The organism is Streptomyces sp. NPDC111656, assembly GCF_055656965.1.
Genome location: NZ_JBVKCA010000017.1, coordinates 35,545 through 52,312, shown reverse-complemented (window position 1 = coordinate 52,312; position 16,768 = coordinate 35,545). Strand labels below are relative to the sequence as shown.

Annotated in this window: 18 protein-coding genes and 1 pseudogene; 9 read left to right on the top strand and 10 right to left on the bottom strand. The window is 67.6% G+C overall.

Translation table 11 applies throughout. The annotated features are described in order from the left end of the window. Nucleotides 1-30: 30 nt before the first annotated feature. On the bottom strand, nt 31-1,320 hold the full coding sequence (locus tag ACZ7M3_RS38025; RefSeq protein WP_472069623.1) for an acyl-CoA dehydrogenase family protein: 1,290 nt from the start codon (nt 1,318-1,320) through the stop codon (nt 31-33). Between the two features lie 606 nt (nt 1,321-1,926). Between ACZ7M3_RS38025 and ACZ7M3_RS38020 the strand changes: the two genes are divergently transcribed. The 4 genes and pseudogenes from ACZ7M3_RS38020 (at nt 1,927) to ACZ7M3_RS38005 (ending at nt 3,811) form a co-directional block, all read left to right on the top strand. Continuing rightward, entirely contained in the window at nt 1,927-2,367 is a 441-nt protein-coding gene (locus tag ACZ7M3_RS38020) for a nuclear transport factor 2 family protein (protein ID WP_472069621.1), read from the top strand. A gap of 234 nt (nt 2,368-2,601) precedes the next feature. Further along, nucleotides 2,602-3,321, top strand: coding sequence for a hypothetical protein (locus ACZ7M3_RS38015; protein WP_472069619.1), 720 nt, complete (start codon nt 2,602-2,604; stop codon nt 3,319-3,321). Nucleotides 3,322-3,380: 59 nt separating this feature from the next. Then, nucleotides 3,381-3,683 (top strand): annotated as a pseudogene (locus ACZ7M3_RS38010) (aldo/keto reductase); the annotation flags it as partial. Nucleotides 3,684-3,700: 17 nt separating this feature from the next. Continuing rightward, nucleotides 3,701-3,811, top strand: coding sequence for a hypothetical protein (locus tag ACZ7M3_RS38005; RefSeq protein ID WP_452976184.1), 111 nt, complete (start codon nt 3,701-3,703; stop codon nt 3,809-3,811). A gap of 96 nt (nt 3,812-3,907) precedes the next feature. Here the strand turns inward: ACZ7M3_RS38005 and ACZ7M3_RS38000 are convergent, their stop codons facing one another. Next, complete coding sequence (locus tag ACZ7M3_RS38000) at nt 3,908-4,459, bottom strand: TetR/AcrR family transcriptional regulator (RefSeq protein ID WP_382260704.1); 552 nt, start codon at nt 4,457-4,459, stop codon at nt 3,908-3,910. Between the two features lie 107 nt (nt 4,460-4,566). Then, on the bottom strand, nt 4,567-4,788 hold the full coding sequence (locus ACZ7M3_RS37995) for a hypothetical protein (protein WP_472069617.1): 222 nt from the start codon (nt 4,786-4,788) through the stop codon (nt 4,567-4,569). Nucleotides 4,789-4,855: 67 nt separating this feature from the next. Here ACZ7M3_RS37995 and ACZ7M3_RS37990 point away from each other — a divergent pair, with 67 nt between their 5' ends. Further along, nucleotides 4,856-5,380, top strand: coding sequence for a hypothetical protein (locus ACZ7M3_RS37990; protein ID WP_472069616.1), 525 nt, complete (start codon nt 4,856-4,858; stop codon nt 5,378-5,380). An 87-nt stretch (nt 5,381-5,467) separates the two neighbouring features. Here ACZ7M3_RS37990 and ACZ7M3_RS37985 read toward each other — a convergent pair whose 3' ends face one another. After that, nucleotides 5,468-8,266, bottom strand: a complete 2,799-nt coding sequence (locus ACZ7M3_RS37985) for a SpoIIE family protein phosphatase (RefSeq protein WP_472069615.1) — start codon at nt 8,264-8,266, stop codon at nt 5,468-5,470. Nucleotides 8,267-8,649: 383 nt separating this feature from the next. Between ACZ7M3_RS37985 and ACZ7M3_RS37980 the strand changes: the two genes are divergently transcribed. Then, the gene (locus tag ACZ7M3_RS37980) at nt 8,650-9,069 is read left to right on the top strand and encodes a winged helix-turn-helix transcriptional regulator (protein ID WP_472069614.1); all 420 of its coding nucleotides are present in this window, start codon (nt 8,650-8,652) and stop codon (nt 9,067-9,069) included. 526 nt (nt 9,070-9,595) lie between these two features. Here ACZ7M3_RS37980 and ACZ7M3_RS37975 read toward each other — a convergent pair. Together ACZ7M3_RS37975 and ACZ7M3_RS37970 are read right to left on the bottom strand one after the other, a co-directional pair. Further along, a complete protein-coding gene (locus ACZ7M3_RS37975) occupies nt 9,596-10,042 on the bottom strand; it encodes a nitroreductase family deazaflavin-dependent oxidoreductase (protein ID WP_261687984.1) in 447 nt (148 codons plus the stop codon). A 120-nt stretch (nt 10,043-10,162) separates the two neighbouring features. After that, on the bottom strand, nt 10,163-10,777 hold the full coding sequence (locus ACZ7M3_RS37970) for a flavodoxin family protein (protein WP_472069612.1): 615 nt from the start codon (nt 10,775-10,777) through the stop codon (nt 10,163-10,165). A 207-nt stretch (nt 10,778-10,984) separates the two neighbouring features. Here ACZ7M3_RS37970 and ACZ7M3_RS37965 point away from each other — a divergent pair, with 207 nt between their 5' ends. After that, nucleotides 10,985-11,587: a TetR/AcrR family transcriptional regulator gene (locus tag ACZ7M3_RS37965; protein ID WP_472069610.1), complete on the top strand. Its 603-nt coding sequence runs from the start codon at nt 10,985-10,987 to the stop codon at nt 11,585-11,587. 237 nt (nt 11,588-11,824) lie between these two features. Here the strand turns inward: ACZ7M3_RS37965 and ACZ7M3_RS37960 are convergent, their stop codons facing one another. Continuing rightward, nucleotides 11,825-12,814 (bottom strand): MFS transporter, encoded by a 990-nt coding sequence (locus ACZ7M3_RS37960; protein ID WP_472069924.1) that lies wholly within the window; start codon nt 12,812-12,814, stop codon nt 11,825-11,827. On the opposite strand from ACZ7M3_RS37960, the gene ACZ7M3_RS37955 reads away from it, so the two are divergent. Then, nucleotides 12,759-13,061, top strand: a complete 303-nt coding sequence (locus ACZ7M3_RS37955; protein WP_472069608.1) for a hypothetical protein — start codon at nt 12,759-12,761, stop codon at nt 13,059-13,061. The genes ACZ7M3_RS37960 and ACZ7M3_RS37955 overlap by 56 nt on opposite strands. 401 nt (nt 13,062-13,462) lie before the next feature. Here the strand turns inward: ACZ7M3_RS37955 and ACZ7M3_RS37950 are convergent, their stop codons facing one another. The 3 genes from ACZ7M3_RS37950 to ACZ7M3_RS37940 form a co-directional block, all read right to left on the bottom strand. Continuing rightward, nucleotides 13,463-14,071 carry a TIGR03086 family metal-binding protein gene (locus ACZ7M3_RS37950; protein ID WP_472069606.1) on the bottom strand — a complete coding sequence of 203 codons (609 nt, stop codon included), beginning with the start codon at nt 14,069-14,071 and terminating at the stop codon, nt 13,463-13,465. A gap of 332 nt (nt 14,072-14,403) precedes the next feature. Continuing rightward, the gene (locus ACZ7M3_RS37945; RefSeq protein ID WP_472069604.1) at nt 14,404-15,312 is read right to left on the bottom strand and encodes an MBL fold metallo-hydrolase; all 909 of its coding nucleotides are present in this window, start codon (nt 15,310-15,312) and stop codon (nt 14,404-14,406) included. Between the two features lie 489 nt (nt 15,313-15,801). Beyond that, complete coding sequence (locus ACZ7M3_RS37940; protein WP_472069602.1) at nt 15,802-15,960, bottom strand: hypothetical protein; 159 nt, start codon at nt 15,958-15,960, stop codon at nt 15,802-15,804. Between the two features lie 94 nt (nt 15,961-16,054). On the opposite strand from ACZ7M3_RS37940, the gene ACZ7M3_RS37935 reads away from it, so the two are divergent. Continuing rightward, a complete protein-coding gene (locus tag ACZ7M3_RS37935) occupies nt 16,055-16,756 on the top strand; it encodes an SDR family oxidoreductase (protein WP_472069600.1) in 702 nt (233 codons plus the stop codon). Nucleotides 16,757-16,768: the final 12 nt, after the last annotated feature.

The following is a 16,768-nucleotide window of genomic DNA, read 5'->3' as shown; positions in this document are numbered from 1 at the left end:
TGTCACGGGGCGCCGCGATACACACCGGGATCAGTGGCTCGGCGCCATGGGCACGAAGGCGTTGTAGCCGGTGATGTCGCGGCCGACGATCAGCGCCTGCACGGTGTCGGTGCCCTCGTACGTGTCGATCGCCTCGATGTCGCACAGATGCCGGGCGACGTGGTAGTCGAGCAGGATGCCGTTGCCGCCGAGCATGTCGCGGGCGTCGGCGAGGATGGCCCGGGCTCGCTCGGTGTAGTGCATCTTGGCCAGCGCGACCCGGGGCATCGAGTACTCGCCCTCGTCCAGGAGTTGGCTGAGCCGGAACTGCATGCACAGCATGTCGGTGATGTCGGCCAGCATCCGGGAGAGCCGGTACTGGACGAGCTGGAAGGCGGCCAGCGGCATCCCGAACTGCTTGCGCTGCTTGGCGTAGGCCAGAGCCGTCTCGTAGCCCGCGACGGCGGCGCCGATCGACTCCCAAGCCACGCAGAAGCGCGAGGCCAGCAGGACTTTCTCGGTGTCGCGGAAGGTCTTCACGTTCGCCAGCCGGTTCTCGGCGGGCACCCGGACGTCGGTGAGGGAGATCTGCGCGTTCTGAACACAGCGCAGAGCCGTCTTGCCCCTGATGACCTGGGCGTCGAACCCCGGTGTGCCCGTTTCGACCACGTAGCCGCCCACATGCCCGTCGTCGCCGCGGGCCCAGATGATCACGTAGTCGGCGAAGGACGCGTTGCCGATCCACCTCTTGTAGCCGTTGAGGACGTAGGAATCACCGTCGCGGCGCGCGGTCGTCTCCAGCTTGACCACGTCCGTGCCGTGCGCGGGCTCGGTCAGGCCGAAGGCGCCGATCTTTTCCAGACGTGCCATCGGCGGCAGGAAGCGCTCCTTCTGCTCCTCGGAGCCGAGCAGTCCGATCGACGTCATGGCCAGGGCCGAGTGGACCCCCATGAACGTCGACATGCTCAGATCGCCCCGGGCCAGCTCGAGGATCACCAGGCCGGCCGTCAGGTTGCTCATCCCGGGGCAGCCGTGGCCGGCGATCTGAAAGCCCGCGATGTTCAGCTGCGCCAGCTTGGGCACCAGCTCGAAGGGGAACTCCGCCCGTTCCCAATACGGGTTGATGATCGGGGTGACCTCCTGGTCCATGAACTCGCGGACCCTTTTCCGAAGGGCTCGTTGCTCGTCGGTGATCAGGTTGTCCAGCAGGTAGTAGTCGGAGTGCTCCGGTCCGCCCAGTACCGGCGGCTCCACCCCGGACAACTTTCCGTTGCCGCTCGGGGAAGCGCCGTTCGGTACGGTCTGGCCCGGGTCGACCGCTGAGCTCTGTGTCGGCTTCATGTTCCGCTCCTTCAGATCGATCTCGATCGAGGATCCGATGGCGTCAGTACGTACGACGCTAGGTCGGAGCAGAGGCGTAGCCACTGGACGCGGAATACCACGTTTCTGACCTATTTGGTGCCCTCGTGACAGTTTGTCTTTCGATCACCTCGCCCGCGGCTCAAGGAGTGGATGGACCGCCGGGTTCAGGCCGTGATCGACTGCGACGTCCAGGGCCTGGAGGCCGCCTTCGTCCACTGCCGGCTCAAGAGCGGCCAGGGGGCGAATGCTTCCGTCGTGAGGACGTCGTCTTCGAGTGCTCACCCCGCTCGACTGCTACGTGGCGGTGGGGCCGCGCGATGTTCGGCGTAAGTGGCCTCGCACACGCACTCCGCAGGCGGGACAAGGAGCGGTCCACCCGGCGCCCGGCATCCCCGGAACCTCCCGATCGGGCTCCCCGGTATCTCAAACGATCGGCCTCTCTGAGCCCCAGCAGGTGCTGTTGATGGGCGACGTGGTGGCGTCGATCAGGGCAGGCCGAGCCGGGGGGGCGATTTGTTGACCGATTGGACCACATCGTGTTTCGATAGTGGTCCAATCGGTCAACAAACCTAGTGGAGGATTCCGATGCACCAGACTCAGACTCAGACTCAGACTCAGACTCAGACGGAGCGGAACAAGGCCGTCATCCTCGAGATCCTGACGACCGCGTTCAGCTCCAAGGACTTCACCGCGCTGGACCGGTACCTGCACCCGGACTACGTGCAGCACAACGCGTTCATCCCGCCGGCCAAGGCCGGGCTGCGCGGGTTCATCGCCGACCTGCCCGACACCACCCGCTACGAGCCGGGAGCGATCATCGCCGAGGGGGACCTGGTCATGGTCCACGGCCGGTACTCCGGCGGATTCGACAAGCCCCTCCTCGGGATCGACATCTTCCGCTTCGAAGACGGCCTGGTGATGGAGCACTGGGACGTCCTGCAGGACGAGGTGGCCGCGCAGGACACCGTCGCGGGCAACCCCATGTTCACCAATCCTCAGGCCGGCCAGGTCGACCGGCAGGCGTGACTCGCAGACGCGACGGCTCGGGTGCGCACTCCGAGTCGGCGCCCCACGTAAACCCGACACCGACCCCGGCGAGACCCCGCCGATCCCACGGCACGCCGACCTGACGCCGGGGCGGGCGTCCACGCCGCTGCTCGCGGCGGCTTCCGCCGCATGCGCACCGAACGCGCGCCACAGGCGAACGCGGCATGAACATCGACACGCAGACAGTGTCACTCACCCCACGGAGGCCCACCCATGACGAATCTGTTGGACCTTGTTCTTGAGGCCCATGGCGGCCTCCGGCGGTGGCAAGAGGCAAGAACCATCCATGCCAAGGGGTCCATGGGCGGGCTCCTGTGGACCCTCCGCGGCCAGCAGGGAATCCTTGCCACGGCCGACATGACCGTTGACGTACAGCAGCAGCGAGTGGTCTTCGAGGACTTCACCGGCCCGGAACTGCGCGGCGTATTCACGCCCGGCCGAGTCGCGATCGAGAGGCGGGACGGCGAGGTCGTGGCCGAGCGGACCTCCCCACGGGAAGCCTTCGCCGGCCACGGCCCGGACGCCCCCTGGGACCAGCTCCATGTGCTGTATTTCGCGGGCTATGCCATGTGGAACTACCTCACGGCTCCCTACCTGCTGACGCGCCCCGGCGTTGCAGTGCAGGAACTGGAGCCGTGGCAGGAAGCCGGCGAGAACTGGCGACGGCTGCGGGTGACCTTCCCTGACGCTCTCGCCACACACGCCAGGGAACAGGTCTTCTACTACGACACCGCCGGGCTGCTGCGTCGTCATGACTACGCAGCCGACGTACTCGGCGGCGCGCCGGCCGCGCATCTGTGCGAGAAGCACGCAACAGTATCGGGACTGGTCTTCCCGACTCACCGGTACGTCCTGCCCATTCAGGAGGACGCGCGGGTCCTGCCCGAACCGGTCCTCGTTGCCATCGATCTCACTGAGATCTCTGTTGCCTGACCGCATTGCCTGACCATGGCACGAGTGCACCCCGCCTGCGGCGGACCGTGCCGCGTGGCTTGCTCGGAGCGGCGGTCCCCGTCAATTCCCCCGCCCTGGCAGCCGACTCACTTCGTTTCAATCGGCTCGGCTACGGTGCGATGCAGCTGACGGGCCCCGGAGTGTGGGGGGAGCCGAGGGATCCCGAGGAGGCCGTGCGGGTGCTGCGTCGGGCCGTCGAGCTGGGGGTGGACTTCATCGACACCGCGGATTCCTGCGGCCCGTTCGTCAGCGAGCAGCTCATCCGCAAGGCGCTGCACCCGTCCCCCCAGGGCTTGGTGATCGCCACCAAGGGCGGGCTGTCCCGTTCGGGCCTGGATGACTGCGGCGCTCCCCGGTGATGCTGCCCATTCCCGGTACCTCCCGTGTGGCTCACCTGGAGGAGAACACCCGGGCCGCGCAGGTCGCATTGTCCGACGCCCAGTTCAGGACACTCGGCCAGGCCGTCTGACCACCTGATCTGTGCGCCGCACTCATCGGGCTCCCAGGAAGGTCGACCCGAGCGGGCGAAGACGGCGACCGGTGTCGCCGGTTCGCGTGATGGGGATCAGGTGGAGCGGTCGCAGAGTTCGTCGACGTAGGTGCGCGCATCCGCCTCGGGCAGTGTCCAGGGCAGGAAGATGGCTCTGTAGATGATGGGGGCCACCAGCAGGTCGATGACCTGGTCGCCGGTGAAGGTGCTGCCGGGGCGTGCGGCGAAGCCGGCTGCTTCGGTCCGGCGGTCGCGCAGGCAGTCCGATTCGTCCTCACCGGCCGCGGCGGCCCCGCCGCGCAGGAGGGCGGCGTTCACCGGGACGCTGTAGTGGCTGATCAGCTCCTGTGTCCAGGTGGTCAGATCGGCGCGCAGGTCCCCGGTGTCGGGAAGGCCGCGGTCCGGGTCGAGTCGATAGGTCGCCAGGTCGTTGATCATGGTCCGGGCGTCGCCCCACCGTCGGTAGATGCTGGAGTGATTCACTCCCGCACGCTCCGCGACCATCGGGATGGTGACGGCGTCACTGCCCCGTTCGGCGATCAGTTCCTCGACGGCCTTCCTGATGGACGTCAGCACCAGGGCGCTGCGGCCGCCGGTGCGCCGCCGCGGGGACGATTCTGCAACCATCGACCCACTATAACGCACACCACTTGGCATTAAGTCTCCTCCAGGTTTACAGTGATACTAATGCACAAAACTTGGCCTTAGGGGGCTCCGGGGTGTCCCTCACCGAATCAAGCCCCGGAACGCCACAAGAAGCTCGGCACCATCAGCACCAGCATCGCTCCGGCGGGCGGGCTCGGCCTGGGCGCCCTGCTGACCGGCGCGGCGGTCCAGTTCAGCAGCCATGCGACGGCGATCGTGTTCACGGCCCTTGCCGTGATCATGGTCGTCGGCACGGCCGTCGCCGCGTTCTCCGCGGAGACCGTCTCCAGGCGTCCCGAAGCGGCACGCACTCTGATTCCCCGCGTCTCCCTTCCCCGGGCCGCGCGTGGTGAGTTCCTGGCGAGCATTCCCGTTCACATGGCCGCATGGATGTCGGCCGGCCTTTTCACGGGGCTCGTGCCCACCATCATCCGGGACCTGCGGGGCCTGCACAGTGGTCTCCTGAACGGTGCGACGGCTTGCATCGAGCCCGCGGCAGCCGCCGTGGCCGACCTCTTCCTCGGCCGTCTGACAGCACGCCGCACCATCTTCGTCGGCGGTGCGGGTGTGCTGCTGGGAACCGCGGTGATCGAGGCCGGTGTCGCCAGTGGAATGCTGCCTCTGCTGTGGGTGGGAGGGATCATCGGCGGCGTGGGCTTCGGCGCCTCGTTCTCCGGGGCCGTCCGGACCATTGCCCCGCTCGTGCAGCCTCACCAGAGGGCAGTGCTCTTCGCATCCATCTACCCGGTCGCCTACCTGAGCTTCGGAGTGCCGGCCATCGTCGCAGGACTCCTGATCGCTCCGGTCGGTCTGCAGGGCACCGTCCTCGGCTACGGCGTCGCCGTCCTCGTCGCCGCAACCGTTGGCCCGGTCGCGCAGTACCGCGTCCATACACGCAGCTGACCCGGCGAGCGCGCAGGTTGCTGGCGGCGGTACGCCCGGGGGCAGGCGCGCGGCTGGTCGACGTCTGCATCGGGATGGGGAGCCCGCTCACACGGACTCGTACGAGATTCGCTCACCGAGCGGGTCGGTGGACAGGAGCTGCTCGGTCCAGATGCACTTGCCGTTGCCTGTGTAGCGGGCGCCCCACCGGCTGGTCACAGCGGAGATCAGCTGGAGCCCGCGGCCGTTCTCGTCGGTGTCAGCCGCTCGACGGATTCTGGGCATCGCGGGGCTGGCGTCTGCGACTTCGCATATGAGGGTGCGGCCGCGCAGCAGCCGAAGGGTGATCGGTCCTCTTGCATGGCGGACGACATTGCCGATGAGCTCGCTGGCGACGAGTTCGGTAGTCATGATCAGCTCATCCAGGTTCCAAGCGGCCAGTTGGGCTCGGACATGCGCGCGGGCCTGGCCTGCGGCTGTGGGGTCGTCGTGCAGCTGCAGGCAGGAGATGTTCTCGGGAGCCAGTGCCTGGGTGCGGGCCACGAGCAGTGCGCTGTCATCGCGGCTGCGCGGGTCGGGCAGCAGGGTGGCGATCAGACGGTCGCACAGGTCGTCGAGGGTCTCTGTCACCTGAACGTGAGCGGGGCGAAGTTGGCGGGCGAGGCGGCCCATGCCTTCGGCGATGTCCAGTCCGCCGGATTCGACGAGGCCGTCGGTGTAGAGCGCGAGGATCGCGCCGTCGGGCAGGCTGAACTCGGCTGTGTCGAAGGGCGGGGTGGCGGCGCCGAGTGGGGGGTTGACAGGCAGGTCCGGAAAGTCGCAGGTTCCGTCGGGCCGGAGGATGACGGGCGGAGGATGGCCGGCGGTGATGGCCTGGCACATGCGGCTGACCGGGTCGTAGACGATGCAGAGGCAGGTGGCGTAATAGCCGTCCCCGAGGCCGCTGACGATTTCGTTGAGGTGGAAGAAGAGCTCGTCCAGAGGCTGCTCGAGATCAGCGAGCGTACGGCCCGCGGTGCGCAGTCGGCCCATGGTGACGGCCTCGGACACGCCGTGGCCCATGACGTCTCCAATGACCAGAGCAACCTGCTCGGCCGACAGGGGGATGACGTCGTACCAGTCGCCGCCGGCCTTCGTGCCGTCACCGGCGGGTTGGTAGCGGGCGGAGGCGGTCACAGCGGGCAGGGCCGGCAGACGCCGCGGGAGCAAACCGCGCTGGAGTTCCTGGGCCCGGCGGTGCTCGGCGTCGTACAGCCGTGCACGCTCCATGGCCTGGGCGACCATGCCGCTCATAGCGGTGAACAGGGTGCGTTCCTCGTGGCTGAAGGCGTGCGGATGCTCATAGTTGACACAGGAAGCGCCCACGGTGTGCCCGGAGGCGATCAGCGGCAGGATCGCCCATGCCTGGGCCCCGCTCGCAGCGGGCAGGTCGGCAAGCGTTGGGAAGCGGCTGATGAATTCCTCCGCGGAGGAGATGAAGTCCAAGGTGCCCCCGATGAAGGCTTGGGCAGACGCCGGAAGCTCTGCGATGCGGGCGCCTTCGAAGCGGCGGAGGCTCTCCTTGGGGCCGGCACTGCCCATCAGAAACGCTCGGCCGTTTTCGTGAGTCCAGACGCTGACGCCTTTGGCGCCGAACAGGGGAGCCATGTGGGTGGCCATCACGTCGGCCACGTCATGTCCGGTGACCGCACCGGCAAGGGCTCGGGTCAGCTCCACGATGCGCATGGTGCGTTCGACGGCAGCGCCTTCGGCGGAGGCCTCGTCGGCTTGCGGGTGCCGGATGCTGCTGATGTCGGTGATGCACAGGGTCAGGCCGTGCGACAACGGGGCGAGTCGCACATGCAGCCGTCGGCCGGTGTGCTTGCGTGTGTCCAGTTCGGTCGGTCTGCCCGCGGCCGCTGCTTGCCTGCCGACTTCCTCCATGCCGGGTGAGCACAGCGCCGGAACCGCATCCCACAGCACCTGCCCGAGCCACTGCCGCGACGGGGCAAGCAGGCGCTCGGCCTCCGGATTGGCAAAGATGATCCGCCAGGAGCGGTCGACGGCCAGGAATCCGTAGCGCACAGGCCGCAGGGCTTGCTCCGCCGGTCCCTTGGCCGGGTGGCCCGAGGTGATGTCACGCACGATCCCGGCCAGGCGCGGGCCGGAGCCGTCGCCGGCACTCGATGCCTGGCCCCGGACCTCCACCCGGCGCATGTCGGCATCCGGCCGGCGGACCCGAAATTCCGCCTGGTAGGGCGTGCGGGCGCGGATGGCCTCGTCGGCGCGGGCCAGCAACTGCGGGAGATCCTGCGGGTGGACCAGTCGCCGCCAGGTACGGATCTGCCCGTCAAACCCCTTCGCGTCGATCCCCAGGATGCCGAGCGCGGCATCGTCCCAGATCACCGTGCCGGTACCGAAATCCCAGCCCCAGAATCCGACGGGGAGTTCCGTGGTGTCGCAGTCGGCCGGGCGTTTCGCATCCTCAGGTTGAGGAGGGCCCGGACTGTTGCCCAGGCAGTCGGCGATCCAGCCGGCCACGGCTGTCAGTTGCTGGTGCAGGGCCGGCTCCTCCGGCGTACGGGTGAAGACGGACAGTACGCCGAGCGGCTCGTCCGAGCCCGGTACGCGTACCGGTACCGAGAGCAGTCCGGCTCCTGAGGGCACGCCAGGCCAGCACGCGACGAATTCGGGGCTCGTCGGCGCCGTCCATGCCGGGGCGTTGGTGCGTACCGCGTATGCGGGAGCCTGCGGCGAGCGGCGGTCGACTTCTTCCCAGCGTTGCGTTGTCGGCCCCTCGACGTTGTTCTCCACCGCCAAGTACAGGCCGCTGCTCCCCAGGGGCCCGAGGTGCACCATGCCGCCCATGGCCTCAGCCACTGCCACCGCGCGGTTCAGCCCGAGCCGTAGCGTGTCGTAAGTGTTCAAATCCGCACTCTGTGCGGGCGGCAAGGGGGAGTGAAGGGCCTGCGCCGGGGCGCCGGAGAAGGATCCTTCCGCCGCCTGCGGCTGCGGGGTACACCTGCTCTTGCCTGACATCGTCTCCCACCTGTAATCCGGCAAGGAAAGTTATAAACAAACCTATCCGAATGGGTGGAATGCCGAAGATTCCAGTTTTCGTGAGGTTTGGTCTGCTCCGACGTCAGAACAACCGCTTTCAGATCAGAACGCCGCACGGCCCCAACTGGCCCGCGCCTCCGCGGCGGCATGGGCTCCGAGCGAGAAGGGCGCTACCCGGCAAGAGCTCGCTGGAGACCTTGACTCCAGAAGAGTCTATGGGGAGCTTTGGTTTCCTGGTATAGAATGCGGTCATGGTGGAGCAGGAGCGGTCAGTGACCATCGGCTCGGACCGGCCGATGGACATCCTCGACGCGGCCTGTCCCAGTCGTGATGTCTTTGTGGACCTGGCCGACAAGTGGGCCCTGCTCATGCTGGCGAGCCTGCGGGAGCGTGGCGCCCAGCGGTACTCGGAACTGCACCGGTCTCTGGGTGGGATCAGCCGGAAGATGCTGTCGCAGACCCTGCGGACGCTGGAACGTGACGGCCTGGTCCTGCGCAGCGTCGACCCTGAGGTCTTGCCGCCTTTGGTGCTCTACGGGCTGACCGACCTCGGCGGTGAGATCGCCGAGGAGACCCGGGCCCTGTGTTCCTGGACCGAGAAGCGGGCCTCGCGCGTGCACGCGGCCCGCGTCGCCTACGACCAGCGTCACGCCTCCGACCAGAGCGTGTGAGCCGAATCGGGCGGTGAGTGGCCGGGACCGGACCGCGCGGGCTGTTCCGCCGTGTGGTCCGGTGCCGAGCAAGGTAGTGATGCGGTCCAGGTATGCCTGGTAGAAGCCGCCCACCACCGGAACCGGGCCGGAGTCATTGAAGCGGAAGTTGTGGAATCACTTCCCCTCGTCGATCAGCTGCTCGACGAGGCGTCCGGGTGGTGCGGGGTCAGGCGGGTGGCGAAGCCGCGATTCACCGTCGTATCGCGGCGCGCGTTGCCTTACACGTGGGTCGTGTGAAGGCATGCATGCGCTGTGCAGCGGCGGTTGACCACCGAGGTGAGGCCGGCCACCAGGCCTCCACGCGCTGAGCGTTCAGTGCCTGCGCAGTGTCAGCGAGGCTGTCGTCGAGGACCGTGCATCGCTGTCGATGCCCTCGGCCTGAGGGGCTGTCAGCCGGACTGACACCGTCGTGTCGCCGTCGCGGGTACGTGGGTGTCCGGGTGGAGCGGTGCCGTTCGGTGTGCCCCACCCGGGTGAGGGTCGGTCAGTGCTTGTCCGTGACCGGTTCGAGGACGAAGAGCGGGATGTCGCGGGCGGTCCCGGCCCGGTACTCGACGAAGGGTGGGTAGGCGGCGTCCGCGCGCTTCCACCATTCGGCCTTCTCCTCGCCGTGGAGCTCGCGGGCGATCATGTCCTGCTTGACCGCTCGGTCCTGCACCTCGACAAGGGGATGGGCGACGACGTTCTGGTACCAGGAAGGGTGTGTGTCGGCGCCTCCGTTGGAGGCGGCCACCGCGTAGGAGCCGTTGTGCTCGACGCGCATCAGGGGCATCTTGCGGATCTTTCCGGACTTCACGCCCTTGGTGGTCAGGATGATGACCGGCAGGTCCAGGAAGGTCCCGCCTTCCGCGCCGTCGGTGGCCTCGTACTGGGCGACCTGGTCGCGCACCCACGAGGTGGCGCTCGGCTTGTACTCACCGTGTAGAGGCATTGCTCGTGCTCCTAGTCGTTCTTCATGGCACGGACCGTGAGGAGCCTCGTGATTCTGGTACGGGAAAGGCTTTGCACCAGAAGGCCCCTGGAGTGCCGGGAATTGGGGTACAGGGATGGGTCAGACAGTGACTTCGGCCAGGGCGGCCCGGCCGAAGGTGAGGGCTGCGGCCTGTGCGGTGACCCGCGCCCCGAGATGCTCTGCGGTGGCGACGTCGGCTTCGTGCACCGTCTCGATGCCACCGTCCTGAGGAGTCTGGGCGCCCGCACCGACCCAGAAGCCGAGCCGGTTGAGGTCGTTTTCGCTGGCCTGGAGGGCGTTCCAGCCCGGGGCCAGTCCCAGGCCCACCCAGATCATGTGGTGCTGGGCGGCGAAGGCGGCCAGGAAGTTCAGGGTGTTGAGCTTGTCCCCACTCTTGGAGGCGGAGTTGGTGAAGCCGGCAGCGATCTTGTCCGCCCAGGTGCCGTTGAGGTACCTGCCGCTACTGGCCTCGGCGAACGCGTGGAAGCCCGCGGATGCGCCGCCCATGTAGGTCGGCGCCCCGAAGATCACTGCGTCAGCCGTGTCCAGCTCGTACCACTGCTCGTCGGTGATGGCGTCCACCGCGACGAACGTCACGTGTGCGCCGGCCTTCTCGGCACCGCGTTGGACGGCCTCGGCGAGGACGGCGGTGTGTCCGTATCCGGAGTGGAAGGCAACAACCACGCGCGGCTGGGGGGCAACAACCTGGGACATCTGGGACTCCTTGGTAAGTCGAACGAAGTGGTCTATGGGGTGGTCTCCAAAGTAGACCACATCTCTATTGGTGCTCAAATAAAAAATTGAGCCTAGGTATCCAGTGAAGTTCATTAGGCCGGTCCGAGCCGAGAGGTGTTCCGTGCGTCGTGAGCGGGTCACCAGCCGTAGTGGTCCAGGTGGACCACAACGGCGTACCCTGACGGCATGGGAAGAAGACGAGGCTTCGACGAGGACGTTGTACTGAATGTCGTACGCGACCAGTTCTGGGCGACTGGATTTGCCGGCACGTCCACCTATGACCTCATGGAAGCAACTGGGCTGGGCAAGGGCAGCATCTACAAGGCGTTCGGCAACAAGCACGACCTGTATGTGCGTGTCTTCTCCGACTACTGCCGAGACCTGGTCGCCCAGGCCCGCGAGCAGCTGCAGGGCGGCCCGAAAGCGGTGCTTCCCTCACCGATGGCGCGACTCGAGCACTACCTCGTCTCCCTCGCCAGCACCTTCGCCGGCGAGTCGCCCCACCGTGGATGCTTCCTCACCAAGGTCACCGCGGACCGTGCCGGTGAGGACGAGGAGGTGGCGCAGACGGCCCGCCGCGCGTTCGACGATCTCGCCGGCGTCCTCGCGGGCGCGATCCGCGACGCCCAGGACGTAGGGGAAGTGGCCGACCGTGTCGACTCCTCGGCTCTGGGGTATCTGCTGCTGAGCGTCATCAGGGGCATCGATTCCATTGCCAAGGCGGATGTCGACGCCACGACGCTCGAGCAGGCGGCGCGGTCCGCCGTGGCCCTGATCCCGAGGGCATAGTCACCTCGTGCGGAGGTCTGACCCCCGTCGAAGCGCCCGGCCTGCCGCCGACTGCGTCCGCGCACCTCGATTGTCGACCGGGTGAACCAGGCCCCGTGACCGCGACCGCCGCATCGTCTGCGCGACGCACGCGATCGAGTCGGTCAACACGCGCATCCGCCGGGAGGTCAAGGCACGCAGGCCGTTTCTCCAACGAGCAGGCCGAGTTGAAGCGCATGGGTCGTGGGTCGTGGGGCGTCAGTGGGTGGCGGCAGTGGCTCGCTGCGGGTTGCGGGCGGCCGTGAGCAGTCCGGCTTCGAGCGTGACGGTCTGGTGGCGCCGGGTGAGGTGGCGGTCCAGCAGAGTGCTGCCCATGGCGGTTACGGCGAAGGCTGCGCCGATCCAGGCCGTGCCCGCCAGTCCCAGCCCCGTGTTGATGACGAGACCGGAGATGATGGGGGCGGCGGCGATGCCGATGTTGAAGGCGGCGATGTTCACGGCGCCGCCCAGCGTTCTGGTCTCGCCCAGGATGGAGAACACCCTGGCGTTGACGGCGGGGGTGACGGAGAATTCGGCCGCGCCGAGCAGCACCACGAGCGGGATCGCCGCCCATGCGCTGTTCGCGGTGACGGCGAGTACGACCGCGACCGCGGCGAAGGAGCCCATGCCGGCAAGCAGGGCGGTGAAGGGGGCACGGTCGGCGTTGCGTCCCCCGATGGTCAGGCCGACCAGCGCGCCGACTCCGTAGAGTCCCAGCACGAGGGGTATGAGGCCGTCGCTGATGCCGGTGACGTCCTCGAGGAGGGCGCCGAGGTAGGCGAAGATCGCGAAGTTGGCGGCTACGGACAGTGCGGTGGTGGCGTAGGCGACCCACAGCCGCGGCACCCTCAGCGAGCGCAGTTCCGTGCCCAGGTGGGGCTGTGCCGCCGTGGTGTCACGGCCGCCGGGCAGGACGATCAGCAGCGCGACCGCGGGGAGCGCGGTGATCAGGGCCACGGCCCAGAAGGCCGCCTGCCATCCGGCGTGCTGGGCCAGCAGGGTGCCGCCCGGGACGCCGATCATGGTGGCTACGCTCAGCCCTGAGACGACCACCGATATGGCCCGGCCGCGCTTGGTGGCGTCCACGAGTGAGATGGCCGCGACCGAGGCCACGGCCCAGAACCCGGCGTACGCCGTGGCCGACATCACGTGCATGACCAGCAAGAACCCGAAGTTCGGGACGAGTGCGGCGGCGACATGGGCGGCGATGAAGACGAGCTGGAAGCCGATCAGCGCGGCGCGGCATCTTCAGGGTGGCCAGGCCCAGCAGGGGTGCTCCGGTGAACACGCCGATGGCGAAGGTGGACACCAGCAGTCCGGCGGCGGAGAGGGGGACGTCGAGATCGTGGGCGACGGAGGGCAGCACCCCGGAGAGCATGAACTCCGAGGTGCCCTGAGCGAAGATGCCCAGCCCGAGGTCATAGATGACGATCGGCATGATCCAACTGCTCCATAAGGTGGTCGAAAAGGACCGGACCCCGGGTCAACGACCGGCAGATCTGGCCGGTGTTCGGCGAGCTGGCCGTGACCACAAGCGGCCGAGCCCGGCACCTCGGTACGCACTGCCTTCACCGCTGGCCCGAGCCAGCACCGACGCCACTCTCTCCCGGGACATACTCGATACCGCGGCGGTGCCATGTGTCGGCCGGCGTGTGATGCCGCGCGTCGAGCGCCGCCAGTTCCTCCAGCGGCTCGTTGGGCAGACCATTTTCGGGACGCCGGCACAGGCCTCACGCACAGGCCCTCAGCCCTCTCGTCGGCCCGACAACACGGCCTCAGCATGTGCCATCAGGTGTGACTCCTACGTGACGTCACACCTGATGCATGGCACTCCCCACACCACCGGCAGTGGCAGAACTATCGCGTGGGTCGGGTCCATCGGGGGTCCCTGCCGGTCAGGCCCAGCGCGCGGTCGAAAGGGGGCGCGTGGGTCTCTTTCGGCACCTCGTCGGCGAGCAGGCCCAGGCCGCGCATGCGGGGTGCCTCGCGTGCGTAGGTGTCGAACGCGGCGCCGGCCAAAGATGCGGGGACGTTGATGGGCTGCCCGGTGGCTACTGCCATGTCCCAGGCATGGATGGCGAATTCGGCGATGAGGATCTCGCCGAGCGCGGTGGCGGCCATGGGTGGTCCGCCGACGCTTGCCTCCCCTGCCCACGCCGACGGCGCGGACCAGGCACCTACTGCCGGACCCGCCCTTTCAGTCATCAGCCCAGCCCAGTCGGACTCCGGTCGTCCGGCGAGAAAAGGCATCGGGTCGGCAGTCAGCAGGCTGGAATCCGGTGCCGCCCGGCTGCCCGCGTCCCTCGTCATCAAAAGCATCATGGCGATGTGATTCACAAGGTCTCGCACCGTGAATTCCGAACACGGGGTTGGATCCTGGTACTGGTCCACCGACACACCGCTGACCACGTCAAGGGCCAGATCGATGCTCTGCGCCAACAGGTCCACCTTGGTCGATTGCCTCATGCGGCGTTCCTCCTTGTTGTGCCCCAGACTGGGGCGAACGGTCCTGATGAGAGGGTCTGTCAGACGATGTCGTACGTGGTGATCGCACGTTGGGTGCGTATGGCGCTTCGTCCGAACGGCTGGCGGGTGACTGCCAAGTCGCTGATTCCGCAGGCCCGTCCGGCGGATCATGCCGGAGACGCGGGGTGATGAGGCGCCGTTACCTTCCTCCGACCTGATCCGCCGGACAGGCCCTACTCCCCGTCACGCCCCGGCAACGACCCGGCCTCGGACCTGCCGCGGTCCTCCGCCGCTACGCACACCACGTTCCCTCACCGCGCAGGGCGCTCGTGTCAGTCGAGGAAGAGGCTCCATGCGACGGCGTTGAGGTTGTCGGCGAGGAAGATGTCGGTCCCTCCCAGGCGCTTGTCATAGTTCGGCATCAGCTCGGCCGCGCGGGCGACGACCGCGTCCATCCAGACCTTCAGTTCGGCCTGCTTGTTGTTCGCCGGCACCTTGAGGGCGGCCGCGGCCTCCTTCAGATCGACCGTCTGCAGCGCCTCGGCCGCGGACTTCCGCAGGTCGTTGATGTAGTCACGGTTCGTCGCCACGTCCTCGGGCGTGCCGTACAGGGACATGTGACCGCTCACGATGGTGTCGAAGTCGTACTCCAGCAGCTGATCCATGGCCTCGAAGTACGCGGGCACGTGGGCGGAGAAGACGAGGCGGAAGAACGGCGGCTTCTTGACGGAGAAGCTGTCGACCGCCGCCATCGTCCTCAGTTCCGGGACGTGTATGAACAGGTTGCCCGCCTGGTGCCAGTCGCCCGTGTAGTCGAGGGTGAACCGGGTCCCGTCGATGTCCAGCGCCTTGTGCGGACCGCTGAAGGTCACGTTCGGCAGTGGACGGCGGTCGTCGTGCGCCTCCTCGATGAACCGGCCGGTCAGCTCGTGGCCGATGATCTGCAGACCGTCCCGGTTGAGCTGGTGAGCCGCACCGATGTGGTCGGCGTGCGAGTGGCTGTAGATCAGGTGTGTGAGCGGCTTGGGGGTGACCGACTCGATAGCCGCCAGCAGATTGTCGCCCCCCAGGGCCGGAGGAGCGTCCACCAGGACGACACCCTTCTTGGTCTCCAGGAACATCGTGTTGACCATGCCCTGTGTGACACCGTAGGCACCGCCACCCAGATCGGTCACGACAAAGCCGGACTCCGGGATGTCCGGACCCAGAGCGAACTCGGGCATGGGCTTGAATGCGGTCATCAGGGGTTTCCTTTCCGTGCCACCCGTCCGGCAGACGGGTGAAATGGTGGGACAGGGAGTGGAAGGTGACCGAGGGCCCTGTGTGGTCACAGGCCCAAGGGCCTGCGGCAGTCAGGCCCCCGATCACGTTCATGGGATTTCAGGTCCGCACGGTCGTTGGTTGCCGTGTGGTTGCCCGACCAGTCCGGCGGTCGCTCAGGCGGTGGCCGGACCGGGCAGAGCGGCGCGGCAGCGGCGCTGCCATCCCGGTTCACATCCAGCGTCGCGCCCTTTACGCCCTTGCGTGCCCCCGACGCGCGCCTTGCTGAACCTAGGTCCAGGTAGTCCACCTTCACCGAACACGTCAGGGCACTCCAGCCGTACGAGCGATTGCATGGATCAGACCGGCAACCGGGTCAGCCCCGCTGCTTCTGAATCTCGGGGTCCCTTCTGAAGGCGGGGCCTGGTGGGTCCCACGGCCAGTAGGGCGCAGCCCGGACAGCAGCCGGATCAGGGCAGGGGCTGCGAGAACCGGCCTCGTGCGTCCAGCAGTGTGGTCGCGGTGGCGACCGCCAGGCCGTGCAGAGGCTGAGCCTGCACGACGGTCCGGACGCAGGATCCGTCGAAGACGACGCTGAGTCGGCGCGCGGCGGGGGAACTCACGTACATGCCGGCCAGGGAACGTCGTCGACTTGCCTGTGGAAACCGATCGGTTTACGGTGATCTGGAACCGATCGGTTTCCATTGTTTGGGGAGCAGGCGCATGACCGTAATCGCGGGCTCGACCGTCCTGGTCACCGGGGGCAGCAGGGGCATTGGCAAGGCACTGGTCGAAGACCTGTACACGCGGGGCGCCAAGAAGGTGTACGCCACCGCCCGCGACCCGAGGACCGTCACCCACCCCGACGCCGTCGCGCTGGCTCTCGAGGTCACCGACCCGGCCTCGGTGGCCGCCGCCGCGGCGGCCGCGCCGGACGTCACGATCCTGATCAACAACGCGGGCGCGGCCGTCGCCGCCTCCTACTTGACGTCGCCGATCGAGGACGTGCGCCGCGAGTTCGAGACCAACTTCTACGGACCGCTGTTCACCACCAGGGCCTTTGTCCCGATCATCGAGGCCAACGGCGGCGGCCACCTGCTCAATGTGCACTCGGTTGTGTCCTGGACCTCCCTCGGCGGCTCCTACAGCGCGTCCAAGGCCGCGTTCTGGTCCCAGACCAACTCGCTGCGCCTGGACCTCAAGCCCCGCGGCATCAACGTCACCGGACTGCACGTCGGCTACGTCGACACCGACCTGGCCGCCCGCATCGACGCCCCCAAGTCTTCCCCCGCGAGCGTCGCCGCGCTGGCCCTGGACGGCGTCGAAACCGACGCCTATGAGGTGCTGGCCGACGAGGTGACCCGCCAAGTCAAGGCCGGCTTGTCCGGCGACCTCGGTGCGCTCTACCCGCAGCTTGCGCACTGATCACTCTGAGCC

What these genes read in the sequence shown, in the direction of transcription:
- ACZ7M3_RS37970 (WP_472069612.1), bottom strand. Translation starts at nt 10,777, where the DNA reads ATGTCCCAGGTTGTTGCCCCCCAGCCGCGCGTGGTTGTTGCCTTCCAC.
- ACZ7M3_RS38025 (WP_472069623.1), bottom strand. Translation starts at nt 1,320, where the DNA reads ATGAAGCCGACACAGAGCTCAGCGGTCGACCCGGGCCAGACCGTACCG.
- ACZ7M3_RS38020 (WP_472069621.1), top strand. Translation starts at nt 1,927, where the DNA reads ATGCACCAGACTCAGACTCAGACTCAGACTCAGACTCAGACGGAGCGG.
- ACZ7M3_RS37955 (WP_472069608.1), top strand. Translation starts at nt 12,759, where the DNA reads ATGACCAGCAAGAACCCGAAGTTCGGGACGAGTGCGGCGGCGACATGG.
- ACZ7M3_RS37965 (WP_472069610.1), top strand. Translation starts at nt 10,985, where the DNA reads ATGGGAAGAAGACGAGGCTTCGACGAGGACGTTGTACTGAATGTCGTA.
- ACZ7M3_RS37935 (WP_472069600.1), top strand. Translation starts at nt 16,055, where the DNA reads ATGACCGTAATCGCGGGCTCGACCGTCCTGGTCACCGGGGGCAGCAGG.
- ACZ7M3_RS37980 (WP_472069614.1), top strand. Translation starts at nt 8,650, where the DNA reads ATGGTGGAGCAGGAGCGGTCAGTGACCATCGGCTCGGACCGGCCGATG.
- ACZ7M3_RS38005 (WP_452976184.1), top strand. Translation starts at nt 3,701, where the DNA reads ATGCTGCCCATTCCCGGTACCTCCCGTGTGGCTCACCTGGAGGAGAAC.
- ACZ7M3_RS38015 (WP_472069619.1), top strand. Translation starts at nt 2,602, where the DNA reads ATGACGAATCTGTTGGACCTTGTTCTTGAGGCCCATGGCGGCCTCCGG.
- ACZ7M3_RS37990 (WP_472069616.1), top strand. Translation starts at nt 4,856, where the DNA reads ATGGCCGCATGGATGTCGGCCGGCCTTTTCACGGGGCTCGTGCCCACC.
- ACZ7M3_RS37945 (WP_472069604.1), bottom strand. Translation starts at nt 15,312, where the DNA reads ATGACCGCATTCAAGCCCATGCCCGAGTTCGCTCTGGGTCCGGACATC.
- ACZ7M3_RS37940 (WP_472069602.1), bottom strand. Translation starts at nt 15,960, where the DNA reads ATGTACGTGAGTTCCCCCGCCGCGCGCCGACTCAGCGTCGTCTTCGAC.
- ACZ7M3_RS37950 (WP_472069606.1), bottom strand. Translation starts at nt 14,071, where the DNA reads ATGAGGCAATCGACCAAGGTGGACCTGTTGGCGCAGAGCATCGATCTG.
- ACZ7M3_RS37975 (WP_261687984.1), bottom strand. Translation starts at nt 10,042, where the DNA reads ATGCCTCTACACGGTGAGTACAAGCCGAGCGCCACCTCGTGGGTGCGC.
- ACZ7M3_RS38000 (WP_382260704.1), bottom strand. Translation starts at nt 4,459, where the DNA reads ATGGTTGCAGAATCGTCCCCGCGGCGGCGCACCGGCGGCCGCAGCGCC.